The following is a 20894-nucleotide window of genomic DNA, read 5'->3' as shown; positions in this document are numbered from 1 at the left end:
CGGGATCCCGCTGTGAACCCCTACGATGACGTAGCCCGTTGATGTAGTATCACGGCATGAGGATTCTGCGGCTGAAACCCTATCTTCGGGCAATGAAGGAGATGGGGCTGACGGAGCAGGATCTCGTCCGGATCGAGACGGACATCGCCCGGGCTCCGGAGACGCACCCGATGGTCCAGGGCCTGAGGGGCGCCCGGAGAGCGCGCTTCGCGCTGCCCGGGCGAGGCAAGCGCGGCGGGGGTCGCACGTTCTACTACGCGGCGATGGCTCCGGGAGTGCTGTTCATGATGGCCGCCTATCCGAAGAACGAGCGGGACGATCTGTCGCCGGATCAGCGCAAGGCGATCCTCGATGTGATCGCCAGCATCAAGGATACCGACCGATGACAATCCGCACCAGCAACACCACCGCGGGCTCGCGGGTAGGCAACGATCTCGTCGAGGCCTTTCAGGAGATGGCCGCGTATTTGCGTGGAGAGGCCGCGGTCGAGAGCTACGATCTGCCCGACGACGTCCTGACGCCGCAGCGCGTGCAGGCGATCCGGCGGCAGGTTGCACGCTCGACCAAGGAGTTCGAGCGCCAGTTCCGCATCTCGGCGCGGACGATGGAGGCCTACGAGCAGGGCCGCCGCCGTCCCGATGCCGCCATGCAGGCGCTGCTGCGCATCATCGAGAAGGAGCCGGACGCCGTGCGCCGCGCTCTGGCATCCTGACCGATCATCCCCCCGGAGCCCGCATGACCCCGATCCTCTCCGTCCGGAACCTCGCCACCGCCTTTCGGGTGGAGGGGCGCTGGCGCCCGGTGGTGCATGGCGTCTCCTTCGACATCGGCCCGCGGGAGACCGTCGCGGTGGTCGGCGAATCCGGCTCGGGCAAGAGCGTCACCGCGCTCTCGCTGATGCGGCTCACCCCGCGGGATTCGAGCCGCATCACCGGCCAGGCGATCCTCCAGGGCCGCGACCTCCTCACCCTGCCGGAAGCCGAGATGCGCAAGGTCCGCGGCGGCGACGTCGCGATGATCTTCCAGGAGCCGATGACCAGCCTCAACCCGGTGCTCACGGTCGGCTTCCAGATCGCCGAGGCCCTGATGGCGCATCGCGGCCTGTCGCGCGCCCAGGCCGAGGCCGAGACGGTGCGCCTGTTCGACAAGGTCCGGATCCCGGCCGCGAAGTCGCGGGTGCACGACCATCCGCACCGTTTCTCCGGCGGCATGCGCCAGCGGGTGATGATCGCGATGGCGCTCGCCTGCCGGCCGAAGCTGCTGATCGCCGACGAGCCGACCACGGCGCTCGACGTCACCATCCAGGCCCAGATCCTCGACCTGATCAAGCTTCTCCAGGACGAGGAGGGCATGTCGGTCCTGTTCATCACCCACGACATGGGCGTGGTGGCAGAGATCGCCGACCGCACGGTGGTGATGCTCGACGGGCGGGCGGTGGAGAGCGGGCCGACCGAGGCGATCTTCCGCCGCCCGACCCATCCCTACAGCCGGGCGCTCCTCGCCGCGGTCCCGGCGCTCGGCGCCATGCGGGAGCGGGCACGGCCGACGCGCTTCCCCGTCGTCGATCGCGCCACGGGCATCGCCGCGGAGGCGCCGGAAGGCACCGACACCGTCGAGACGGCGGCGCGGCCGGTGCTGGAGGTGACGGGGCTGACCACGCGCTTCGACATCCGCGGCGGCCTGTTCGGACGCCTGCGCGGGCGGGTGCACGCGGTCGAGAACGTCTCCTTCGACCTGCGCGCCGGCGAGACGCTCGCCCTCGTCGGCGAATCGGGCTGCGGCAAGTCCACCACCGGCCGCTCGGTGCTGCGGCTGATCGAGCCCACCGCCGGCGCGGTGCTCCTCGACGGCGAGGACCTCATGCAGCTCGGCCCCGCCCCCCTGCGCGAGCGGCGGCGGCGCATGCAGATGATCTTCCAGGATCCCTTCGCGAGCCTCGATCCGCGCATGACCGTCGGCGCGGCCGTCGCCGAGCCGCTCCTGATCAACCGCCTCGCCTCCCGCAGGGAGGCGGAGGCCAAAGCGGCGGACCTCCTCGCCCGCGTGGGCCTCAAGCCCGAGATGGCGAGCCGCTTCCCGCACGAATTCTCCGGCGGGCAGCGCCAGCGCATCTGCATCGCCCGGGCGCTCACCCTCGAACCGCGCCTGATCGTGGCCGACGAATCCGTCTCCGCCCTCGACGTCTCGGTGAAGGCGCAGGTGGTCAACCTGCTCCTCGACCTGCAGGCCTCCCTGGGGCTCGCCTACCTGTTCATCTCGCACGACATGGCGGTGGTGGAGCGGGTGAGCCACCGGGTCGCCGTGATGTATCTCGGCGAGATCGTGGAGATCGGCCCGCGCGCGGCGATCTTCGGCGCCCCCCAGCACCCCTACACCAAGCGCCTCCTCGCCGCGGTGCCGGTGCCCGATCCCGCCCGCCGCCGCAGCCGCCACGGCGTGCGCGCCGACGAGATCCGCAGCCCGATCCGCCCCGTGGACTACGTCCCGCCGGCGCGCCGCTACCGGGAGGTCTCGCCGGGCCACGTGGTCCAGGAATGGGGGCCGGAATGGGAGGAGACCGGGGTTCCGGCGGCGGCGTGACGCCCGCGAGGTGCGGCGGCGCCTCAGATCCGGGTGACGGCGAGGTTGCCGTCGTCGAGCACGATGAAGCGGATGCCGGCCCGGCGCAGGGCCGCAACGGCCTTGTGGCGCGAGCGGTCGGCATGGGGCACGGCCCCCTCCTCCAAGCGCCGCACCGTGGACAGCGACAGGCCGCTCGCCTCGGCCAGCACCGACATCGACCAGTCGAGCAGGGCGCGGGCGGCGCGCAGGTGGTGGCCCTGGACCGCCTGTTCCAGGCCTGCGCGGATCGCCCCCATCGCCACCGGGCTCGGCGCGCCCATCGGATAGATGAGGCCGCTCCACTCGACGATCGCGCCGCGATGGTCGCGCACCGGCACCGACAGGACCCGCCGCTGTCCGCAATCGCCGCCCACGTAGCGGACGCGCGGCGTCTGCTGGAAGATCTGGCCGTTATCCAGATGCTCCAGGATCTTCTGGTAGAACCGGTCCCGCTCCTCCGGCACGATGACCGAATAGGGCGCCGCGTTCAGCTCCTCCAGCGGCTGCCCGGTGATCATGGAGAATTCCGGCGGGAAATCGAACCGCAGGTCCAGGGTCACCGGGACGAGCAGGGTGCCGGTCTGCAGGTACAGGGCGCTGCGCCGCCTCTGATCGGCCTGGCGCGCCCGGACCAGCCCGTCCACCTCCGTCACGTCGAGGACGATGCCCGAGGCCGCCGCGGGCCGGCCATCGGCCGCGACGATGACCTCGCTGCGGGTGGACAGGGTGCGCAGCGTTCCATCGGGCCGGATCACCCGCACGACGCTCTCGGGCGGCATCGCCCCGCGCGGCACCTCGACCGGCTCCGCCAGCCCGGCCCGGTCCTCCGGATGAACGAGGCTGTAGAACAGGCCGTAATTCGGCCGCACCGCACCGGGCTTCAGCCCGAGCAGGCGATAGAAGCCCGGAGACCACGCCTGCACCTGCGTGGAGAACTCCCACATCCAGCTTCCCGTCAGCCCCTGGCTCTCGATCAACCTCAGGAACTCATCGGAGGCGAAGGCCAGATCTGTCGCGTACATGAATCAGTGGATCAGCGAGAGGATCGTCGGCCCACCTGCATACACCGAAACGCCCGTCCGGGCAGGACCATCCTGGATCAGAATCCCGTGGACCCGCGAATGTCGCGGGGCCGCCCGGCGCAGGATCCGCATGACGTCGACCGGACTAATCCAGAAAATCCAGTCATTGCTCTCATGATGATCTGGTAACTTCACCGCGCACGAGCCGTTTCGAGATTGAGGGGGCGTAGGATGGAGCCGGATTTCGAGATCGGTTTCGTCATGGCCGGCGCGATCTCGGCCGGCGCCTACTCGGCCGGCGTGATGGATTTCATCACCGAGGCGATCGACGCCTACGAGGAGGCGCGGACGCGGCCGGACTGGGACGGGCCCACGCATCGCGTGCGGGTGCCGGTGATCGCGGGCGCCTCGGCGGGCGGCATGACGGCGGCGATCACCAGCCTGTGCTGGTTCACCGACCTCACGCATGTCGGCCCGGGGGAGCCGCCCGGGCCCGAGGCGAACCGCCTCTACGCGAGCTGGGTCCGGGAGATCGACCTCGCCCCGCTCCTCGATCCGGGCGGCCTCGACGACGGCGTGCTCTCGGTCCTCAACTGCGCCGTGCTCGACCGGATCGTGGAGGCGACCCTGCGGGCCGAGCGGCAGCGCCGGAGCCGGTCCTGGCTCGGGCGCGGCGACGACGACGACGTGGCCCTGATCATGACGGCGGCGAACCTCCGGGGCGTCCCCTACGCCTTCAAGCTGTTCGGGGAGGACAAGGACGAGTTCTACGGCATGCTGAACCACGGCGATGCCATGCGGTTCATGGTCGGCAGCGAGCCGCGGCAGAGGGACGGGTTCCTGTCGCTCGACACCGACGCGCTGCCGCTGCGCGGGGCGCCCGGGCCGGCGGATCCGTGGTTCGCGCTCAAGCAGGCCGCCCTGGCGACCGGCGCCTTCCCGATCGGTCTCCAGGCCCGGCTGCTGACGCGGCCGTTCCGCGACTACACGGTGAATTCGCCGGTCGAGTACCGGGACGAGGAGGGACGCCGCCGCAGCCTGCCGCCCCACGTCGAGGGCCCCCTCGGCGCCTACGATTTCGTCGCCGTGGATGGCGGCGTGATCGACAACGAGCCCTTCGAGATCGCGCGGCGCTACCTCGCCGGGGGGACCGGCCAGAACGCCCGCGACGCGAGTCACGCCCGCAAGGCGATGGTGCTGGTCGATCCCTTCCCGAACCACGCGCGCCTGCCGGACGGGCCCGGGCAGGGGGATCTGCGCCTGACCAGCGTGACGCCGCATTTCCTCGGCACCCTGGTCGATCAGGCGCGCTTCAAGCCGGAGGAACTGGCGCTGGCGCAGAACGACCGCGTGTTCTCGCGCTTCGCCATCGTGCCGAGCCGCCCGACCCCCGCCGACCCCACCCCCAAGCACCCGATCGCCTGCGGCATCCTCGGCGGCTTCGGCGGCTTCCTGCACGAGTCGTTCCGGCGGCACGATTACCTGCTCGGCCGCCGCAACGCCCAGGCCTTCCTGCGCTGGAACTTCGTTCTGGGCGAGAGCAACCCGCTCTTCGCGGCGTTCCTGAGCCGGCGCGGAGAGCAGGCGGCGAAATGGACCGTCAAGGCGGTGCCGGACGTCCCCGGCAGCATCGCGCCCGGCGCGGATGCGGGCGCCGCGGACGTCCTGGTGTTCAAGACGGTCGACGGGGAGGAGAAGGAGCGGGCCTTCCCGATCGTGCCGCTCACCCCGCGCATGCAGACGCCGATCGAGATCGCCGCACCGGACCGGCCGCGGCCGGAGGCGGTCGACCTCGACGCGGTCGGCCAGCGGCTGCGGGACCGGCTCTCCGCGGTGGCCGGGGTGCTGCTGCGCCACGATCTGCCGGAGATCATCGATCTCGGCCTGGTCGGCCGGCTGTCGAGCTACCCCGCCCAGCACTACGTCGCGATGCTGGGCCGGGAACTCGCCCTGAAGGCGATCCGGCAGGGTCTGAACGAGTTGCGCACCGCGTTCCCGCGCACCTGAGCGTCTCGCCGCAGCCCCCGCGCCGCGGCGGGCGCGGCTCCGGCGAGGCAGGCAAGCGCCAGCGCCGCGGCGCCGGCCCGGTGCGCCGGCCGGCTCACGAGGTCCGCGGCCAGGGCTCGGCGGCGGGGCGGCGCCAGGGCCGGCTCAGGAGCAGGAAGGCCAGGAGGACCCCCGCCGCGTACCACGCGTGCAGGCTCTCGTAGCCGGTCTCGGGCGACCACGCGAAGCCGCCGAGGAAGACGTAGCTCACGGCGGCGCCGAGGCTGCGGAAGGTCAGGAGCCAGGGATGCTGCAGGATCGGATCCTGCGCGTACCAGGCCGTCGCCACGCCACCGAGGGCGTAGAGAACCCCGCCGATTGGCAGGCCGAGGAAGAGGGACACCACCGCGCGCAGGAACAGGGTGGGCCAGTCGCGGCGGATCGGGGACGCGGATGCCTCGCTCATGCGCCACGACTTCTCCCATTCGACGCGGCGGGACAAGGGTGTGATGACCGCGACAGAACGAACGGGCCCCTGATGCGTTCTCCGCGAACGGCCCGGCTTCCCCGGATCGCCCAGGTGGGAGTGATGTGTTGACGAACCCCTTGCGTGACGACCGGGACGGACCCGGCCCCGGCGCGACGGCGGAGCCCGAGCGGCTGTCGCTGCGGCTGCGGGACGCGACCCGGGAGGCCCACGAGCGGGTCGAGGCCCTGAGCGGCCTGCCGGACTCGATCCGCGACCGGGCCGACTACGCCACCTGCCTCGCGGCGATGCTCGGCGTCTGGGGGCCGATCGAGCGCGATCTCCGGCGCTGGCCGGACTGGGAGGCACTCGGGCTGGAGCCGGCCGGCCGCGCACGCGGCCCGCTCCTGGAGCAGGACCTCATGGAGCTGCAGGTCGGGGCGGAGGCGGTGCCCGCCGTGCCGGTCGGCCCGAGCGGCTCCTTCGCCGAGGCGCTGGGCCGGCTCTACGTCCTCGAAGGCTCGGCGCTCGGCGGCCGGCTCATCCTCGCCGCCTTGCGCCGCCGCCCGGATCTCGACCTCGGCGAGGCGACCCGGTTCTTCGACGGCCGCGGCAGCGACACCGGCCGCCTCTGGGGGGCGCTGCGCACGGCGCTCGACCGGTTCGGCGACCGGGACCCGCGTGCGGGCGCGGCGGTGATCCGCGGGGCCCACGACGCCTTCGCGGCCTTCGCGGCGGCCTTCGCGCGACACCGCGGGGCCCGCAACGAAGCGGCGTGAGGAATCGGGCAGCGGTCAGGGATTGCCGCGCAGCCCGCTCGCGAGCTCGCGGTTGATGCGGATGAGCGCCGTCAGCTTCTCGGCATGCGGCTCGATCATCGCGTCGAAGGTGCGGGTGAACACGAAGGCGCCGAGCCGGGCCATCGCGTCCTTGAGATCCGTCGGCAAGGGCGCGTCGGGCTCGGTGGCCGCGGTCGAGAGCAGCGTCCAGACCTTCTGGTTGAAGGTGAGCGCGTCGTTCAGCGCCGCCTGCTGCTCGGTCCAATTGTCCTGGATCGCCTGGAGACGCGCCGCCGCCTTGATGAGGACCGCCGCCTCCGCCTCACGGGGCGTCAGCGCCACCTGCGAGACCTTGGCGTAGGCGTTGGCTCCATAGCTCATCGGGTGCGGCTCCTCGCGGACCGGGTCGAAGCGGACGCGAATCGATCGCATGAGAGCGTTAAGCTTGAGTTGTGCAGGATCGTCGGCGCAGAGGGGATGCCGCCGGGGCAGGGCCTGCCCTGAAAGCGCTACGATGTCGGATCATGCACCGGCCACCATGCTGAACTTCGTGCTCGGCGCCGTCGCGGGCGCTCTGATGGCCGTCGTCGCGACGATTGCGGCGGTCCGGAATCCGGATGTCCAGGTCCGGATGGGGCTGGTGCGGCCCGAGGCGCCGGTGGTTCAGCTGCGCCGGACGGAGCCCGTCTGCCCGCCCGCCCCGACACCGCAGGGCCTTGCCGGCATGGCGCCCGTGGGGCAGCCCGAGATGCTGTTCGCCCGGCGCCGGTTCTGGTCGGTGGCGCCGCACTGACGCGGCCGGGAGACGTCCCGCGCGTGCATGCGAGCGCCTCAGAGGGTGCTGAGCAGGACCATCACCACGGTGGTGGCCGCCGTCGTGCCGAGGAAGCCGCACAGGGCCGCCGCGAAGGAATGGGCGCCGGGAACGGCGGCGTCGACGCGGGAGGCGGCATCGGTGCGGAACGGGTCGGCGTTCATGGGACTCTCCTGAAAGGCCGAGATTGTGGATGGGGGTGGAATGCCGCCGGGACGGCCAAGTCGTCCGTGCGGCGGCGCACGCGGTCAGTCGCAGCGGAAGGCGCGCTTCTCCAGGCGCACGGAGCGCAGGGCGCCGCGCAGGTCGATGGCCGCGAGGCCGGCGCCGCAATCCTCGAAGCGGTCCCGGGCGTCCTCGTAGCGGTCTTCGACATCGCCGAGCGTGTCGCAGACCCGGTCGCGGTCGCCGAGGCGGGCCTCCTGGCGGGCCTGGAAGCGCAGGGCCGCGGCCTCCTGCATCTTGCGTTGGGCGGGGGCGCAGGTGGCCGGCTGGGCGAGGGCGGGGGCCGCGGCCAGGGCGATCAGCAGCGCGGCTGCGAGCGTCGGAAAGGCAGGGCGGAGCAGTGGCGTCATCGCGAAACTCGATCGGGAACGGGGCCGTTCCGCGGCAATCGGCCTCAGGGTAGGAGGCTTGCGGTGCGGCCCGGAGAGGCAAGCGGGAAACGGCGGCGTCCGGCGACGGTTCCGCGATTCCTGGCCTCGTTTTCCGCGATTCGCGGCTCCGATCGCGATCAGCGCGACGGCGCCGCCCGTCTGCGGCGGGAGCCGAGGATGGTCTCGAGGGTGACGGGCCGGTAGTCGAAGGCATCGACCCCGACGTCGAACTGCCGCGTCATCGGCTTCAGCTTGCCGTGCGAGTGGCCGTGCAGGTCGATGACCCCGCGGCCCATGCGGTTCCAGGTCCGGAAGGCGTAGTGGCACAGGACGAGGCGGTGCCCGCCCTCGTCGATCTCGGCGTAATGCGCCACCGAGGCCCAGCCCGGCGCCCGCAGGGTCGCCGGCCCGTCATTGTTGCCGACGATGAGGTGCTTCTCCCCGTGCAGCTCCGCCAGCAGCGCCGCGACGCGCTCCGGTGGCGGCCCCAGGGCGAAATCGCCGAGGTGCCAGACGGTGTCGGCGGGCGCGACGGTCTCGTTCCAGCGGGCGACGAGGGCGGCGTCGTGCTCCGGCAGGCTCGCGAAGGGACGCCGGTCGATCCGCAGCACCCGCGGATCGCCGAAATGCGTGTCGCTGGTGAAGAACACCGTCATGCGGCGCGGACGTCAGCGGGCCTGCATGCGCAGGGCGCCGTCGAGCCGGATCACCTCGCCGTTCAGCATCGGGTTGTCGATGATCGCCAGGACGAGCCGGGCGTATTCCTCCGGCCGGCCGAGCCGCGGGGGGAAGGGGACGGCGGCGCCCAGGCTGTCCTGCACCTCCCGGGGCAGGCCCTGCATCATCGGCGTCTCGAACAGGCCCGGGGCGATGGCGCAGACCCGGATGCCGGCGGGGGCGAATTCGCGCGCGGCCGGCAGGGTCAGGCCGACGATCCCGGCCTTCGAGGAGGCGTAGGCCGCCTGCCCGATCTGGCCCTCGTAGGCCGCGACCGAGGCCGTCGAGACGACGACGCCGCGCTCGCCCCCCTCCAGCGGGTCGAGGCCGAGCGCGCCCGCCGCCACGAGCCGCATCAGGTTGAAGCTGCCGATCAGGTTGACCTGGATCACCTTGGCGAAGGCGTCGAGGTCGGCCGGGCCGGAGCGGCCGACGATGCGTGCGCCGCTCACGATCCCGGCGCAGTTGACGAGGATCCGGGCGGGGCCGTGCGCCGCGGCGGCGCGCGCGATGGCGGCCTCGGCGCTGCGCGCATCCGCCACGTCGCAGGCGAGGCCGAGCCCGCCCGTCTCCTGCGCCACCGCGCGGGCGGCCTCCTCGTTGAGGTCGAGGAGCGCGACCTTCGCGCCCGCCGCGGCGAGCGCGCGGCCCGTCGCCGCGCCCAGGCCCGATCCGCCCCCGGTGACGATCGCCGCGATGCCCTGAACCTTCACGCCGGCCTCCCTGTCTCTGTTCTCCCGCCGGCTTAGCAGAGGAGGCGGCGGCCCGTGAACCATGGCCGCGGCTTCGCCGTTGAGAAGGCTCGAATTCCGGGATTCCGAACGGGTGCTTCGCCTCATCACCTACAATGTGCGCCGCTGCCTCGGCACCGACGGGCGGCTCTCGCCCGCCCGCATCGCCGAGGTGCTCGCCGCCTGCCGGCCCGACGTGGTCGCCCTGCAGGAACTCGACGTCGGCCGGCTGCGCTCCGGCATGATCGATCAGGCCCACGCCATCGCGCAGCATCTCGGCATGCGGGCGCATTTCCACGCGGCCCTACGGGTGATGGAGGAGGAATACGGCAACGCCATCCTGACGGCCCTGCCCTCGCGCCTCGTGCGGGCGGAGGCGCTGCCGGGCCTGGCCGGGCGCCCGCATCTGGAACCGCGCGGCGCGCTCTGGGCCGCGGTCACGGCGGGGGACACGGAGTTTCAGGTGATCGCCACCCATCTCGGCCTGCGCCGCCGCGAGCGCGCCCGGCAGGCGGAGGCCCTGCTCGGCCCCCGCTTCCTCGACGATCCCGCCTGCCGCGCCCCCGTGGTGCTGGTGGGCGACCTCAACGCCGTGCCGCATTCCGCCGCCTACCGGCACCTCGCCCGGCGCCTCAGGGACGTGCAGAAGGCCCCCGGCATGCCGCGCCGCCAGCGCACCTTCCCCTCCGGCTGGCCGCTGCTGCGGCTGGACCACGTCTTCGTCAGCGAGGGGGTCGCGGTGCGCCGGGTGGAGGTGGTGCGCAGCCCCCTCGCGCGCGTCGCCTCCGACCACCTGCCGCTCCTCGTCGAGCTGGAGGTCGCGGATGCGCGGGGCGCGGCGCATCGCGGCGAAACGGCGGGAGCGGCGTGATGGCGGCGAGCGCATCGGCCGCCCCGGCGGAGCGCGCGGAGCGCCGCCGCGTCTGGACCCTCGCGACCACGGTGCTCAGCGTCGCGCTCGGCGCCTACCTGCTCTACCGCACGTTGAGCGGCTACAGCTATGCGGACCTCGCCGCCGCGGTGGAGGCGATCCCGAACACCCGCCTCCTCGTGGCGGGCGCCTTCGCGGCCGGCAGCTACCTCTGCCTCACGCTGGGCGACTGGCTGGCTCTGCGCGCCATCGGGCGCCCCCTACCCTACCGCACCGTGGTCGTCGCCGCCTTCGTGGCGCTCGGGGTCGGCCACAGCATCGGCCTGTCGGGCCTGAGCAGCGGCGCGATCCGCTACCGCTTCTACTCCCGCCACGGCCTGAGCCTGGCCGAGAGCGCCAAGATGGTCGTGTTCTGCGGCCTCACGGTGGCGCTCGGGCTGATGGCGCTGGGAGCGGGCGCCCTCCTGCTGCAACCCCGCCTCGCCCAGGACATCACGGGCCTCGGGCGCGGCGCGGTGATCGCGGTGGCGCTCTCCTGCCTCGCGGGGGTCGGGCTCTATCTCGCGGCCTCGGCCGTCCGGCGCCGGCCGCTGCGCTTCCGGCGCTGGTCGATCGCGCTGCCGCCCTGGCCCCTCGCCCTCGCCCAGGTGGCGGTGGGCTCGGTCAACTTCGCCCTCGTCTCGGCCTGCCTGCATCAGGTGCTGGCGGCGGTGGCGGACGTGGCCTATCTCGGCGTCGCCTCGGTCTTCGTGATCGCGAATGCCGCGGTGCTCGTCACCAACGTGCCGGGGGGCGTGGGCGTGATCGAGAGCGTGGTGGTGCACCTGCTGCCGAAGACCGACGTGATCGGTCCGCTGCTCGCCTTCCGCTTCGTCTACTTCCTGGTGCCGCTGGCCCTGGGGCTCCTGGTCTTCGCCGGGGCGGAGGTGGTGTTTCGCCGCGAGGATGCGCGCGGCGGGCCGCGGACGGTCAGCCCGGCGGCTTCTCCCACTCCATGACGTGGAAGAAGGGCACGCGGCGATGCAGCGCGATCCGCCGCGGATCGCCCGCCTCCGGCACCGGCTCGGAGAAGTGGCGCAGGATCAGGCCGTGGCCGAGCAGCAGCCCCAGATAGGTGCCGAGCGGCCGGTGCCAGTTCACGATGCGGATCCCGCGCCATTCCGCCCAGTAGCTGCGCTCCTCCTGATAGTGATCGATGCGGAAGCGGGGTACACCGTCGCCGTCCGGCACCCAGCCGTCCGGCTGGCCCGCCGTGTTGAAGCTCGTCAGGTTGGCGATCAGCAGCGTGCCGCCCGGCCGCAGGGCCGCCACCATCGCCGCGATGGCTCCCGCCAGATCGGCGATGTCGATCAGCGTCAGGTAGCTCACGACGAGGTCGAAGGATCCGGCCGGGACGTCGAGATCCTCGGCGCGGCCGATCCGGTAATCGCCGCCGGGATCCCGCCGGCGCGCCTCCGCGAGCAGCGTCTCGGTCGGATCGATGCCCACCGCCCGGATGCCCTCCGCCCGCATCAGCCGGCAGAAGCGGCCCTCGCCGCAGCCGATGTCGAGGGCGGCGCGGAAGCCTCGCCCGCGCAGGCGCGCCAGCATCGGGCCGTCGAGCACGCAGCGGCGGCCGAAATCGCCCGCCTCGCCCTGCTCGGCGAGCCACGCCGCGGCCGAGCCGTCCCAGCCGTTCGGGGCGGAGGATGTCATGCGGGAGCTCCGGGCAGAGGGCGGCAGGCAGAGGGCGGCCTGGATAGAGGGCGATGCCCGTCCGGTCCATCCTCTCCCCGGCCGCGAGGCCGGAGGTGAGGCGAGCGGAACGCATCGTCCCCGCCTCAGCTCCCGAACGGCCGCTCCGGGTCGAGCAGATCCCCGCCCAGCAGCGGGTCGATGAGGCCGTCCTCGGGCGGGACGTCGAAGACCCGCAGGCCGCGCGGGCCGCCGTTGAGCCGCGCCACCGCCCGCACCAGCGAGCCCTCCTCCCGGATCGCCGCGGTCACCGCCTCCGGGGCGGCGCCCAGATGCTCGGCGAGGAGCCGGTCGCGCAGGGCCGCGATGGTGCGGCGGGTCTGCGGGTCGCGGCCCTCGATGGCGAGGTCGCACTCGGTGTCGAGCGCCACCGAGCGGTTGTTGAGATTCGACGAGCCGACCCGCAGGGCGGTGTCGTCCACCACCACGAGCTTCGAGTGGACGAGCACCTGGCACTCGCCGTCCGGCCCCGGCACGACCGGGTAGGCGACGAAGAAGCGGCCGTGCCGGTCCGCCGCCCGCAGGCGCCGGATGATGCGGTCGCGCGGCGCGCCCATGGCGACGCGCTCGGTGAGGCTGTGCGAGCGCCGGGTGAGCACCACGACGATGTCGGGGCCGTCCGGCGGGTCGAGCTGCGCGGCGAGCGCCTCCTCCACGAAGCGGGCGGTGAGGTACTGCGCCTCGATGTAGATGTGGCGGCGCGCGCTCCGCAGCATGTCGGCGGTGAGCGCCGCGGCCTCCTCGACGGAAGGCCGGCCCTCCAGGACCGGCATGGTGCGGGCGATGGCGACCGGCACGTCGGTGAAGTCCGGCGCGAGATCCCCGGGCCAGATCGGCTCTCCGGCCGCTGCCTCCCACGCCTCGCCGGTCGCGTCGCGCCAGCGCCCCCGCACGAGGTCCCCCACCGCGCGGGCCGCCTCCCCGTCCACGGCCATATGGGTGTCGTGCACCGGCCCGTAGGGCGCGCCGTCCGCATCGACCCGGCGCGGATCCTCGGCCGGGTGCCCGGGCGTGTCCCAGCGCTGGATCGTGAGATCGATGCCGCCCACGAAGGCGATTGCGTCGTCGATGCAGACGATCTTCTGGTGGTGGGCGGCGTAGAGGGGATGGCGCGTGTCGAGCTTCACCCGGATGCGGGGATGGCGCTGCCACTCCGCCCCGAACAGCAGCGGCAGCGCCGCGCCCGGACCGTGCAGCGTGCCGACGCTCCAGATCAGGATGCGCAGCTCCAGCCCGGGCCGCGCCTCCACGAGGTCGCGCAGGAAGGGACCGAGCGGCGGCGCGGCGGGATCGTCCTCCCGCAGGCGGATGCGCCCGTCGAAATCCCATCCGATGATGGTGATGCTGCGCCGCGCCTCCCGCAGCGCCTTGTCGAGGGCCGCGAAATAGGCCGCTGCGTCCACGAGCAGGGCGGCGCGGTGCGCCCGCGCGACCCGCCAGCAATTGCGGCCGGGTTCGAACAGGGCGTGTTCGGCCGGGGTCGATGTCAGAGCGGCCGGTGCGGCCTCCGCGAGCGCAAGATCCATCCTCATCCGAACGACCGCCGATCTCCTTGACCCGACCAGGGGTGCCCGCGGCCGTCTCGCCGCCGGCGCCGCATCCCCATCGAGAACCCGTGAGCGGCCGGAGCGTTGCAGGCGCCGGCGGCGGGATCCGCGCCACACGACCGGCTTCGCCTTTCCCTGCAAAGCTTCAGTCGATCCGACACATCTGCCGCGGCCGCGCCCGCCTGTTCAAGAACAAACCCGACGGTCATCGCAGAAAATTCCAATACGCCCGAACCTTGTGGCGCGCACGACGTTGGAATGTCCCGAAGCGACTTGAAAGGATCGACCATGCGGACGAAGCCGATGATGCTCGCGGGCGCGATGATGGTGGCCCTGGGCGGCGCGGCCGTGGCCCAGACCACGGCCCCGGGCAGCGCCGAGCGCAACATGAACAATCCGGGCAGCGTCAAGAGCAACGCCGAGAAGGGCATGCCGGAGCGCGACGCCGTCGCCCCGACCGGAGCGGGCCCGGCCGCGACCGGCACCGTGACCGGCACGGGAGCCGGCACCATGCCGGGCGGCGATCCGCGCACGGCACCGAAGCCCACCGATCCGACTCCCGGCCGCTGACCTCGGAGACGACCGGAAAGCTGCACGGCCGGGGATGGCCCCCGGCCGTCGCGCGCGGGCCCGACCGGCAGGCCATCAGCATGACCCCACGCCCGCGGCGGCCAGGCGGCACCCCGAAGAGGCACTGCTCAGTCTTTGATCTTTCGTCACGCGTGCCAAAACCGCGACCGGCCCGGTCAGGAGCGCGAGGCCGACTTCGCGCCCGAGATGTTCACCGTCGTGACGCGGCGGTTGGCGACGGCGAGCGGGTGCCCCGCATCCTTGTACGTCTCGCCGTAGCCGACGCCGACGAGGTTCGCGGCCGAGGTCGGAATAGGGGGTGCCGAAGACGTTGCCCGCGACGGCCAGCGCGACGCTGCCGGTCGAATCGTTGTCGTTGCGCGCGAGCTGGGTGGTGTCGAAGCGAGGTTCAGCCCGAGTGCCGTCCATTGCTGCACCGGCGGATACGCCACGCCGGACCGGCCCGTTGCTGCAAGATCACAGACCTCCTCTCGGAAAATCATCGCCCTCAAGCCCATCGCAGGGCGTCATCAACGGAAAGTCCCGGGATGTCCCGCCGGCATGGCGCAACGTCTCGGGCCGTACGCGATCTGCCCGCGCGGATCGGCGATTCGTCCGCCCGATTCCCGGCCGCACTGTTCCCTGCGCGGAATCTCTGCCCTCGGCACGAAGCGGCAGGCTCAGGCGAGGGCGCGGCCGAAGGACTGGACCAGACCGGCTTCGAGCTTCCCGTCCATGCCCTGCAGGACCGCCATGGCGTCGGCCATCCGCATCGGCGTCTTGTAGGCCCGGCGCTCGGTGAGGGCCGCGTAGATGTCGCAGATGGTGAGGAGGCGGACCGGATCGCTCACGGCATCCCCCGACAGGCCATCGGGATAGCCCGAGCCGTCGATCATCTCGTGATGGTGGCGCACCACGTCGAGGGTGAAGGCATCGCACTCGCCGCCCGCCCGCAGGATCTCGTAGCCGAGCGCCGCGTGGGTGCGCATCACCGCGGTCTCGTCGGGATCGAGGCGGCCGGGCTTGTTGAGGATCGGCAGCGGGATGCGGGCCTTGCCGACGTCGTGGACCAGGGCCGCGCGCACGAAGCGCTGCTGGTCGTCCCACCGGAAGCGCAGGTGCAGGGCGAACTGGGCCGCGAGGCCGGCCACCAGCAAGCAGTGCTGGTAGGTGGCGTCGTCGTGCGACCAGACGGTGTCGAGCCAGCGCGCGAGGCCGCCCTCCTGCACGGCCGTCAGGATCGGGGCGAGCCCCGCCTCCACGGTCTCCATGCGGATCTGGCTGCCGGCGCGCGCCTCGTCGAGCAGGGAGGCCAGCGCCTCGCCGGCCCGGGCGACGCCGTGCACCACCGCCCGCTCCCCCACCGGCACGGTGTTCTCGATCTGGTTGACGAGGGCGGTCGCCACCGTCTCGGGGGGCACGTAGGCCGGCAGGCACACGGTGGCGCCGAGGGTCTTGGCGAGGCGCAGGGACTCGGTGCTCGCCCGCCGCAGCAGCCCGATGACCGGCAGGGCCTGGCCGCGATAGCGCCGCTCCAGCCGGCGCAGGCAGCCGGCGGCCTCGGGGCGCGTCAGGGTGAGGTCGGAGACCACCCCGAGCAGGAAGCCGCCGCTCGTCCAGCTCTCTTCGGTGCCCACCACCTCGCACGGGCCGACCTCCCGCAGGGCCGCGGCGAGCGCCGCGCTGCGGTCGGGCCGGTCGGTGACGAGCACGATGGTCCCCCCCATCGACGGCGCTCCTGACGGGTTTGCGGTTGCGTGGGGTCAGATACACGGCGAGTTCCGAAGGAATCGCTTACGCGACCCGCCAAGTCCGCCGGTAGTCTTCCCCGCACGACCCGGGGCATCTCGCGCAGTTGATCCGTTCGCGGCCAGCGGTTGAGAGCGATGCGCGCCGGCCCCGACGGGGGCTGGGCCTTGCGTCAGGCCCCCCGCGCGCTCGGGGACACCTGCCCGGCCGGCCTCTCGAGGCTCGACGCGCAGCGCGATGGGATGCGCAGGTCGCTGCCGGCAGCCGGTTCAGCTCCGCCACGGACAGGAAGGAGAAGACCGCCGTCTGGTTCTCGGCGAGGTGCCGGAGCAGCTCCGCCACCCGCGTGTCGTCGTCCGCCCCCTTCGCATAGACGTCGACGAGCACCCGGGTCGCGGCCCGCCGCGCGGGCGGCAGGCCGTCCGCCAGGATGCCGGTGGTGATGATCTGGCCGCCCTTGGCCAGCGCCACCATCCGGGCGGCCATGTTGACGGTGGTGCCGAAGCAATCGTCGTTGGCCTGCACCGCCGGCCCGAAATGGAAGCCGATCCGCAGTTGCAGCCGCCCCCGGATCCGGCCGATGGCCTCGTCCTCGAAGCGCCGCGACGCCGCCGCGGCGGCGTCGCACATGGCGCAGACCTCCGGGAACACGGCCATGAACTCGTCGCCGATCGTCTTCGGCGGCGATGCCGAGGCGGGCCTCCACGATGCGCAGGGCCGCGTCGTCCCCAGGGTCGCGGTCGAGCCGCGTGCTCCCGGCAACGTCGCAGAACAGGACGCCGATCAGGCAGGGTTCGGTCGTGCTCATCTGGAGGAGCGATCCTCGACGCACTGCGCGGCAGGATGGTGCCAGTGCTCCCGTCGATGCAAGCTTCGCGCAGGCCGGAAGCCCAAGAACACCCCGGGGCCCGCAGGCGGTGCGCCGGCACACCCGAGGCATTCCGAAGCCCGCGGTTGGTGGGCGGCGGCACCGGACCTATGCTGGGCCACGATCGAAGCACGAGGATGCGGGCGATGCGAAAGAGAGTGGCGCTGCTGTTCGGGGGGCGCTCGGCGGAGCACGAGGTCTCGATCCTCTCGGCCGGCAACGTCGCCCGGGCCCTCGACCCGGACCGCTATGCGGTGACGCCGATCGCCATCGACAAGGAGACCGGGACGTGGCGGCTGTGCCCGCCGCTCGCGGCGGGCGAGGCCCCGGCGATGACGGCGGAGGGGCCCCTCGTCGCCTTCCTGCCGGGCGGCGGCGGCCGGCTCGCCATCCTGTCGGACCCGCCCGCCGTCTCGGAGCCCTTCGACGTGGTGGTGCCGGTGCTGCACGGCCCCAACGGCGAGGACGGGACCGTGCAGGGCGCCCTCGACCTCGCGGGCGTGCCCTATGTGGGCTCGGGCGTCATCGGCTCGGCCACCGCCATGGACAAGGACGTGGCCAAGCGCCTGATGCGCGATGCCGGCCTGCCGATCGTGCCCTTCGTCGCCGCGACCGCCGGGCGGCCGGTCTCCTACGCGGAGGCGGCCGCGACGCTGGAGAGCCCGGTCCTGTTCGTGAAGCCCGCCAACATGGGCTCGTCGGTGGGCGTGTCGCGGGTGACCGACGCGGCGCAGTTCGACCAGGCCCTGGCCCACGCCTTCGGCTACGACGCGAAGATCCTGATCGAGCGGGCGGTGCCGCGGGCCCGCGAGATCGAGTACGCCGTGCTGGAGACGCCCGAGGGCGAGGTCCGGGTCTCGCCGCCGGGCGAGATCGCCCCCGCCGCCGCGCACGGCTTCTACGGCTACGACGCCAAGTACGTGGATCCGGACGGAGCGGCCCTGCTGATCCCGGCCGCCCTCGAACCCGCCCTGGCCGAGAGGATGGCGGATCTCGCCGCCCGCGCCTTCGCGGCGCTCGCCTGTGCGGGGCTCGCACGGGTCGACCTGTTCCTCGACCCCGCCGATCCGGAGGGGATCTTCGTCAACGAGGTCAACACCCTGCCGGGCTTCACGGCGATCAGCATGTACCCGAAGCTGTGGGACGCGGCCGGGCTCGGGCCGCGGGCGCTGCTCGACGCGCTCGTCGCCCACGCGCTCGCCCGCCATGCGCGGGCGGTCGCCACGGGCCGGGCAGCCCCGCGTTCCGGGCCGGATGCGGCCGGCGCGCCGATGCGGTAGGGGGCTCCCGGTGGATCGGGAGCGAAGCGGATGACGGGAGCGGCCGGGCCGGCGCCCGCGGAGGCGGCGGACGGCCTTCCGGTGATCGAGCGGCTCTGGGCCATGGCGGCGATCGGCATCGCCATGACCATGGCGGTGCTGGACGGGGCCATCGTGAACGTGGCGCTGCCGGTGATGGCCCGCGACCTCGCGGTGAGCCCCGGCGCCGCGATCTTCGTGACGAACGCCTACCAGCTCGCCGTGACGGCGGCCCTGCTGCCGCTGGCCTCCCTCGGCGACATCCTCGGCTACAAGCGGGTCTACGCCTTCGGGCTCGCCCTGTTCACGCTCGCCTCGCTCGGCTGCGCGCTGGCGCCGACGCTGCCCCTGCTGATCGCGGCGCGCGTCGTCCAGGGGCTGGGTGCGGCCGGGATCATGAGCGTCAACATCGCGCTCGTGCGCTTCATCTATCCGGCGAAGCTGATCGGGCGGGGCGTCGGCACCGTGGCCCTGGTGGTCGCGGTCGCCTCCGCGGCGGGGCCGACCGTGGCGGGCGCGGTCCTGTCGGTGGCGCGCTGGCCCTGGCTGTTCCTCGTCAACATCCCGCTCGGGCTCCTCGCGCTCGCCGTGGCCCTGCGCACCCTGCCGGCGACGCCGCGCAGCGGCGGGCACTTCGACGCCCTGAGCGCACTCCTCAACGCGCTGTTCTTCGGCCTCCTGATCACCGGGGTGGACGGGCTCGGCGATCCCGCGGGAACCGGGTGGGCGCTGCTGCTGCTCGCGGGCGCCCTCGTCGTGGGCACGGCCTTCGTCTGGTACCAGGTGAAGCTGCCCGCGCCGCTCCTGCCGGTCGACCTCCTGCGCATCCCGGTCTTCGCCCTGTCGATGGCGAGTTCGGTCTGCGCCTTCTCGGCTCAGATGATGGCCTACGTGGCCCTGCCCTTCTACTTCCAGGACGTGATGCACCGCACGAGCAGCGAGACCGGGCTGCTGATGACCCCCTGGCCGATCGCCATCGCGGTGATCGCCCCCGTGGCCGGGCGGCTCTCGGACCGGCTCGCGCCGGGCCGCCTCGGCGGGCTCGGCATGCTGGGGCTGGCGGCCGGCCTCGCCCTGGTGGCGAGCCTGCCGGCGAATCCGGGGACGCTGGACATCGTCTGGCGGCTCACCCTGTGCGGGCTCGGCTTCGGGCTGTTCCAGTCGCCCAACAACCGGGTGATCATCACCAGCGCGCCGCGGGAGCGCAGCGGCGGGGCGAGCGGCATGCAATCGACGGCACGGCTCGTCGGGCAGTCCCTCGGGGCCGCGATGGTCGCGGTGATCTTCGGCCTCCTGCACACCACCGGCACCGTGACGGTGCTGTGGCTCGCCGCCGGCCTCTCGCTGACCGGCGCGGTGACGAGCGCGCTGCGGCGGTAGTGCGCCTCCCGCCGGAGTGGATCCCGGTTCGGCAAAAGGAAGCGCGTCACATCGGGAGCCGAGGGCTGCGGCCGGCCCGCCCTCCCGGGATGATGGCGCGCGACCGGTGTCGCGGCCCCGCCCTGGACGTCCGCCCGTCCGTGCCCATCTCAGGCGCCGGACACCATCGATGGAGGCCAGCATGGACATCGATCTGACGGGCCGGCGCGCCCTCGTCACGGGCTCGACCGCGGGCATCGGCTACGCCATCGCCAAGGCGCTCGGCGATCTCGGCGCCACCGTGGCGGTCAACGGCCGCACGGCGGAGCGGGTGGAGGCGGCCGTCACCGCCCTCGCCCACGCGGCACCCAAGGGCCGGTTCGTGGCCGCGCCCGGCGACGTGGCGACGGCGGAGGGGGCCGAGGCGCTCCGGGCCGCCCTGCCGGAGGTCGACATCCTGGTCAACAACACCGGGATCTTCGAGCCGAAGCCCTTCTTCGAGATCCCGGACGAGGATTGGCGGCGCTTCTTCGAGGTGAACGTGCTCAGCGGCGTGCGCCTGTCGCGGCTCTACACGCCCGGGATGACGGCGCGGGGCTGGGGCCGGGTGGTGTTCATCTCCAGCGAATCGGGCCTGCAGATCCCGGTGGAGATGGTCCATTACGGGATGACCAAGACCGCCCAGCTCGCCGTCGCCCGGGGCCTCGCCGAGACCGTCGCGGGCACCGGCGTGACCGTGAATTCGGTCCTGCCCGGCCCGACCCTCTCGGAGGGCGTCGCCGCCTTCATGCAGCAGATGGCGGAGGGCGTCGCCGATCCCGACCTCGACGCCATGGGCCGCGCCTTCATCAAGGAGCACCGGCCGACCTCGCTCCTCGGGCGGCTCGCCACCCCCGAGGAGGTCGCGAACCTCGTCGCCTATCTGTGCACTCCGGCGGCGAGCGCCACGAGCGGCGCGGCGCTGCGGGTCGATGGCGGGGTGGTCCGCGCGATCGTGTGATGCGGTTTTCGGACGATCACGTCCGGAACCCCCAATCAGCAGCCCGCGCGGCGCGGAGCACGGTTCCGCGCACGCTTGGGCGAAGCCGGTTTCCGCATCGCGGCGCGATGGCGCAGCAATCGCCAAGCGATCAACCGGAAGCCGTATGAGGAGGCCTGTGCGCGGCTTGGCGGAGCGACCCTTCCT

Annotated in this window: 23 protein-coding genes; 12 read left to right on the top strand and 11 right to left on the bottom strand. The window is 72.9% G+C overall.

Annotated elements, in window-relative coordinates:
• Positions 1-56: 56 nt before the first annotated feature.
• Genes ACE101_RS02900 through ACE101_RS02890 form a run of 3 tightly spaced genes read left to right on the top strand, consistent with a single transcriptional unit; the run spans position 57 to position 2580 of the window.
• Positions 57-386, top strand: a complete 330-nt coding sequence (locus ACE101_RS02900) for a type II toxin-antitoxin system RelE/ParE family toxin (protein ID WP_379126038.1) — start codon at positions 57-59, stop codon at positions 384-386.
• Positions 383-712 (top strand): helix-turn-helix domain-containing protein, encoded by a 330-nt coding sequence (locus tag ACE101_RS02895; protein WP_379126037.1) that lies wholly within the window; start codon positions 383-385, stop codon positions 710-712. Before ACE101_RS02900 ends, ACE101_RS02895 begins: the two co-directional genes overlap by 4 nt.
• A 23-nt stretch (positions 713-735) precedes the next feature.
• Positions 736-2580, top strand: coding sequence for an ABC transporter ATP-binding protein (locus ACE101_RS02890; RefSeq protein ID WP_379126036.1), 1845 nt, complete (start codon positions 736-738; stop codon positions 2578-2580).
• A gap of 23 nt (positions 2581-2603) precedes the next feature.
• On the opposite strand, the gene ACE101_RS02885 is transcribed toward ACE101_RS02890, so the two are convergent.
• Positions 2604-3623, bottom strand: a complete 1020-nt coding sequence (locus ACE101_RS02885; protein WP_379126035.1) for a PAS domain-containing protein — start codon at positions 3621-3623, stop codon at positions 2604-2606.
• A gap of 231 nt (positions 3624-3854) precedes the next feature.
• Here ACE101_RS02885 and ACE101_RS02880 point away from each other — a divergent pair, with 231 nt between their 5' ends.
• Positions 3855-5630 carry a patatin gene (locus ACE101_RS02880; RefSeq protein ID WP_379126034.1) on the top strand — a complete coding sequence of 592 codons (1776 nt, stop codon included), beginning with the start codon at positions 3855-3857 and terminating at the stop codon, positions 5628-5630.
• Positions 5631-5724: 94 nt separating this feature from the next.
• On the opposite strand, the gene ACE101_RS02875 is transcribed toward ACE101_RS02880, so the two are convergent.
• Entirely contained in the window at positions 5725-6075 is a 351-nt protein-coding gene (locus ACE101_RS02875) for a hypothetical protein (protein WP_379126033.1), read from the bottom strand.
• A 128-nt stretch (positions 6076-6203) separates the two neighbouring features.
• Between ACE101_RS02875 and ACE101_RS02870 the strand changes: the two genes are divergently transcribed.
• Positions 6204-6854, top strand: coding sequence for a biliverdin-producing heme oxygenase (locus ACE101_RS02870; RefSeq protein ID WP_379126032.1), 651 nt, complete (start codon positions 6204-6206; stop codon positions 6852-6854).
• A 15-nt stretch (positions 6855-6869) separates the two neighbouring features.
• Here the strand turns inward: ACE101_RS02870 and flaF are convergent, their stop codons facing one another.
• On the bottom strand, positions 6870-7235 hold the full coding sequence (gene flaF, locus ACE101_RS02865; RefSeq protein WP_379126031.1) for a flagellar biosynthesis regulator FlaF: 366 nt from the start codon (positions 7233-7235) through the stop codon (positions 6870-6872).
• A gap of 133 nt (positions 7236-7368) precedes the next feature.
• Between flaF and ACE101_RS02860 the strand changes: the two genes are divergently transcribed.
• Positions 7369-7647, top strand: a complete 279-nt coding sequence (locus tag ACE101_RS02860) for a hypothetical protein (protein WP_379126030.1) — start codon at positions 7369-7371, stop codon at positions 7645-7647.
• A 38-nt stretch (positions 7648-7685) separates the two neighbouring features.
• Here the strand turns inward: ACE101_RS02860 and ACE101_RS02855 are convergent, their stop codons facing one another.
• From ACE101_RS02855 to ACE101_RS02840, 4 genes are all read right to left on the bottom strand, one after another.
• Positions 7686-7832 (bottom strand): hypothetical protein, encoded by a 147-nt coding sequence (locus tag ACE101_RS02855; protein ID WP_379126029.1) that lies wholly within the window; start codon positions 7830-7832, stop codon positions 7686-7688.
• Positions 7833-7916: 84 nt separating this feature from the next.
• The gene (locus tag ACE101_RS02850; protein WP_379126028.1) at positions 7917-8243 is read right to left on the bottom strand and encodes a hypothetical protein; all 327 of its coding nucleotides are present in this window, start codon (positions 8241-8243) and stop codon (positions 7917-7919) included.
• 158 nt (positions 8244-8401) lie between these two features.
• The gene (locus ACE101_RS02845) at positions 8402-8920 is read right to left on the bottom strand and encodes a metallophosphoesterase family protein (protein WP_379126027.1); all 519 of its coding nucleotides are present in this window, start codon (positions 8918-8920) and stop codon (positions 8402-8404) included.
• Positions 8921-8932: 12 nt separating this feature from the next.
• Positions 8933-9694, bottom strand: coding sequence for an SDR family NAD(P)-dependent oxidoreductase (locus tag ACE101_RS02840; RefSeq protein ID WP_379126025.1), 762 nt, complete (start codon positions 9692-9694; stop codon positions 8933-8935).
• 112 nt (positions 9695-9806) lie between these two features.
• Here ACE101_RS02840 and ACE101_RS02835 point away from each other — a divergent pair, with 112 nt between their 5' ends.
• Positions 9807-10583 (top strand): endonuclease/exonuclease/phosphatase family protein, encoded by a 777-nt coding sequence (locus ACE101_RS02835; RefSeq protein ID WP_379126024.1) that lies wholly within the window; start codon positions 9807-9809, stop codon positions 10581-10583.
• Positions 10583-11581 (top strand): lysylphosphatidylglycerol synthase domain-containing protein, encoded by a 999-nt coding sequence (locus ACE101_RS02830; protein ID WP_379126023.1) that lies wholly within the window; start codon positions 10583-10585, stop codon positions 11579-11581. Before ACE101_RS02835 ends, ACE101_RS02830 begins: the two co-directional genes overlap by 1 nt.
• On the opposite strand, the gene ACE101_RS02825 is transcribed toward ACE101_RS02830, so the two are convergent.
• Positions 11553-12278, bottom strand: coding sequence for a class I SAM-dependent methyltransferase (locus tag ACE101_RS02825; RefSeq protein ID WP_379126022.1), 726 nt, complete (start codon positions 12276-12278; stop codon positions 11553-11555). The genes ACE101_RS02830 and ACE101_RS02825 overlap by 29 nt on opposite strands.
• 125 nt (positions 12279-12403) lie before the next feature.
• Entirely contained in the window at positions 12404-13843 is a 1440-nt protein-coding gene (locus ACE101_RS02820; protein WP_379126021.1) for a phospholipase D-like domain-containing protein, read from the bottom strand.
• A 309-nt stretch (positions 13844-14152) separates the two neighbouring features.
• On the opposite strand from ACE101_RS02820, the gene ACE101_RS02815 reads away from it, so the two are divergent.
• On the top strand, positions 14153-14434 hold the full coding sequence (locus tag ACE101_RS02815; protein WP_379126020.1) for a hypothetical protein: 282 nt from the start codon (positions 14153-14155) through the stop codon (positions 14432-14434).
• A 680-nt stretch (positions 14435-15114) separates the two neighbouring features.
• On the opposite strand, the gene ACE101_RS02810 is transcribed toward ACE101_RS02815, so the two are convergent.
• Together ACE101_RS02810 and ACE101_RS02805 are read right to left on the bottom strand one after the other, a co-directional pair.
• Positions 15115-16161 carry an HD-GYP domain-containing protein gene (locus ACE101_RS02810; RefSeq protein ID WP_379126019.1) on the bottom strand — a complete coding sequence of 349 codons (1047 nt, stop codon included), beginning with the start codon at positions 16159-16161 and terminating at the stop codon, positions 15115-15117.
• 67 nt (positions 16162-16228) lie between these two features.
• Positions 16229-16840, bottom strand: a complete 612-nt coding sequence (locus tag ACE101_RS02805) for an adenylate/guanylate cyclase domain-containing protein (protein WP_379126018.1) — start codon at positions 16838-16840, stop codon at positions 16229-16231.
• Positions 16841-17197: 357 nt separating this feature from the next.
• Here ACE101_RS02805 and ACE101_RS02800 point away from each other — a divergent pair, with 357 nt between their 5' ends.
• The 3 genes from ACE101_RS02800 (at position 17198) to ACE101_RS02790 (ending at position 20708) form a co-directional block, all read left to right on the top strand.
• Positions 17198-18331 carry a D-alanine--D-alanine ligase family protein gene (locus ACE101_RS02800; protein WP_379126017.1) on the top strand — a complete coding sequence of 378 codons (1134 nt, stop codon included), beginning with the start codon at positions 17198-17200 and terminating at the stop codon, positions 18329-18331.
• Positions 18332-18361: 30 nt separating this feature from the next.
• Positions 18362-19729, top strand: coding sequence for an MFS transporter (locus ACE101_RS02795; protein ID WP_379126016.1), 1368 nt, complete (start codon positions 18362-18364; stop codon positions 19727-19729).
• A gap of 181 nt (positions 19730-19910) precedes the next feature.
• Positions 19911-20708: an SDR family NAD(P)-dependent oxidoreductase gene (locus ACE101_RS02790; protein ID WP_379126015.1), complete on the top strand. Its 798-nt coding sequence runs from the start codon at positions 19911-19913 to the stop codon at positions 20706-20708.
• Positions 20709-20894: the final 186 nt, after the last annotated feature.

Origin of the sequence: Methylobacterium carpenticola (assembly GCF_042748905.1) — a bacterium.
In the GTDB taxonomy this organism is placed as follows: Bacteria; Pseudomonadota; Alphaproteobacteria; order Rhizobiales; family Beijerinckiaceae; genus Methylobacterium; species Methylobacterium carpenticola.
This window is presented reverse-complemented; position numbering and strand designations above follow the sequence as displayed.

What these genes read in the sequence shown, in the direction of transcription:
- ACE101_RS02900 (WP_379126038.1), top strand. Translation starts at nt 57, where the DNA reads ATGAGGATTCTGCGGCTGAAACCCTATCTTCGGGCAATGAAGGAGATG.
- ACE101_RS02895 (WP_379126037.1), top strand. Translation starts at nt 383, where the DNA reads ATGACAATCCGCACCAGCAACACCACCGCGGGCTCGCGGGTAGGCAAC.
- ACE101_RS02890 (WP_379126036.1), top strand. Translation starts at nt 736, where the DNA reads ATGACCCCGATCCTCTCCGTCCGGAACCTCGCCACCGCCTTTCGGGTG.
- ACE101_RS02885 (WP_379126035.1), bottom strand. Translation starts at nt 3,623, where the DNA reads ATGTACGCGACAGATCTGGCCTTCGCCTCCGATGAGTTCCTGAGGTTG.
- ACE101_RS02880 (WP_379126034.1), top strand. Translation starts at nt 3,855, where the DNA reads ATGGAGCCGGATTTCGAGATCGGTTTCGTCATGGCCGGCGCGATCTCG.
- ACE101_RS02875 (WP_379126033.1), bottom strand. Translation starts at nt 6,075, where the DNA reads ATGAGCGAGGCATCCGCGTCCCCGATCCGCCGCGACTGGCCCACCCTG.
- flaF (WP_379126031.1), bottom strand. Translation starts at nt 7,235, where the DNA reads ATGAGCTATGGAGCCAACGCCTACGCCAAGGTCTCGCAGGTGGCGCTG.
- ACE101_RS02860 (WP_379126030.1), top strand. Translation starts at nt 7,369, where the DNA reads ATGTCGGATCATGCACCGGCCACCATGCTGAACTTCGTGCTCGGCGCC.
- ACE101_RS02855 (WP_379126029.1), bottom strand. Translation starts at nt 7,832, where the DNA reads ATGAACGCCGACCCGTTCCGCACCGATGCCGCCTCCCGCGTCGACGCC.
- ACE101_RS02850 (WP_379126028.1), bottom strand. Translation starts at nt 8,243, where the DNA reads ATGACGCCACTGCTCCGCCCTGCCTTTCCGACGCTCGCAGCCGCGCTG.
- ACE101_RS02845 (WP_379126027.1), bottom strand. Translation starts at nt 8,920, where the DNA reads ATGACGGTGTTCTTCACCAGCGACACGCATTTCGGCGATCCGCGGGTG.
- ACE101_RS02830 (WP_379126023.1), top strand. Translation starts at nt 10,583, where the DNA reads ATGGCGGCGAGCGCATCGGCCGCCCCGGCGGAGCGCGCGGAGCGCCGC.
- ACE101_RS02825 (WP_379126022.1), bottom strand. Translation starts at nt 12,278, where the DNA reads ATGACATCCTCCGCCCCGAACGGCTGGGACGGCTCGGCCGCGGCGTGG.
- ACE101_RS02820 (WP_379126021.1), bottom strand. Translation starts at nt 13,843, where the DNA reads ATGGATCTTGCGCTCGCGGAGGCCGCACCGGCCGCTCTGACATCGACC.
- ACE101_RS02815 (WP_379126020.1), top strand. Translation starts at nt 14,153, where the DNA reads ATGCGGACGAAGCCGATGATGCTCGCGGGCGCGATGATGGTGGCCCTG.
- ACE101_RS02810 (WP_379126019.1), bottom strand. Translation starts at nt 16,161, where the DNA reads ATGGGGGGGACCATCGTGCTCGTCACCGACCGGCCCGACCGCAGCGCG.
- ACE101_RS02805 (WP_379126018.1), bottom strand. Translation starts at nt 16,840, where the DNA reads ATGGCCGTGTTCCCGGAGGTCTGCGCCATGTGCGACGCCGCCGCGGCG.
- ACE101_RS02800 (WP_379126017.1), top strand. Translation starts at nt 17,198, where the DNA reads ATGCGAAAGAGAGTGGCGCTGCTGTTCGGGGGGCGCTCGGCGGAGCAC.
- ACE101_RS02795 (WP_379126016.1), top strand. Translation starts at nt 18,362, where the DNA reads ATGACGGGAGCGGCCGGGCCGGCGCCCGCGGAGGCGGCGGACGGCCTT.
- ACE101_RS02790 (WP_379126015.1), top strand. Translation starts at nt 19,911, where the DNA reads ATGGACATCGATCTGACGGGCCGGCGCGCCCTCGTCACGGGCTCGACC.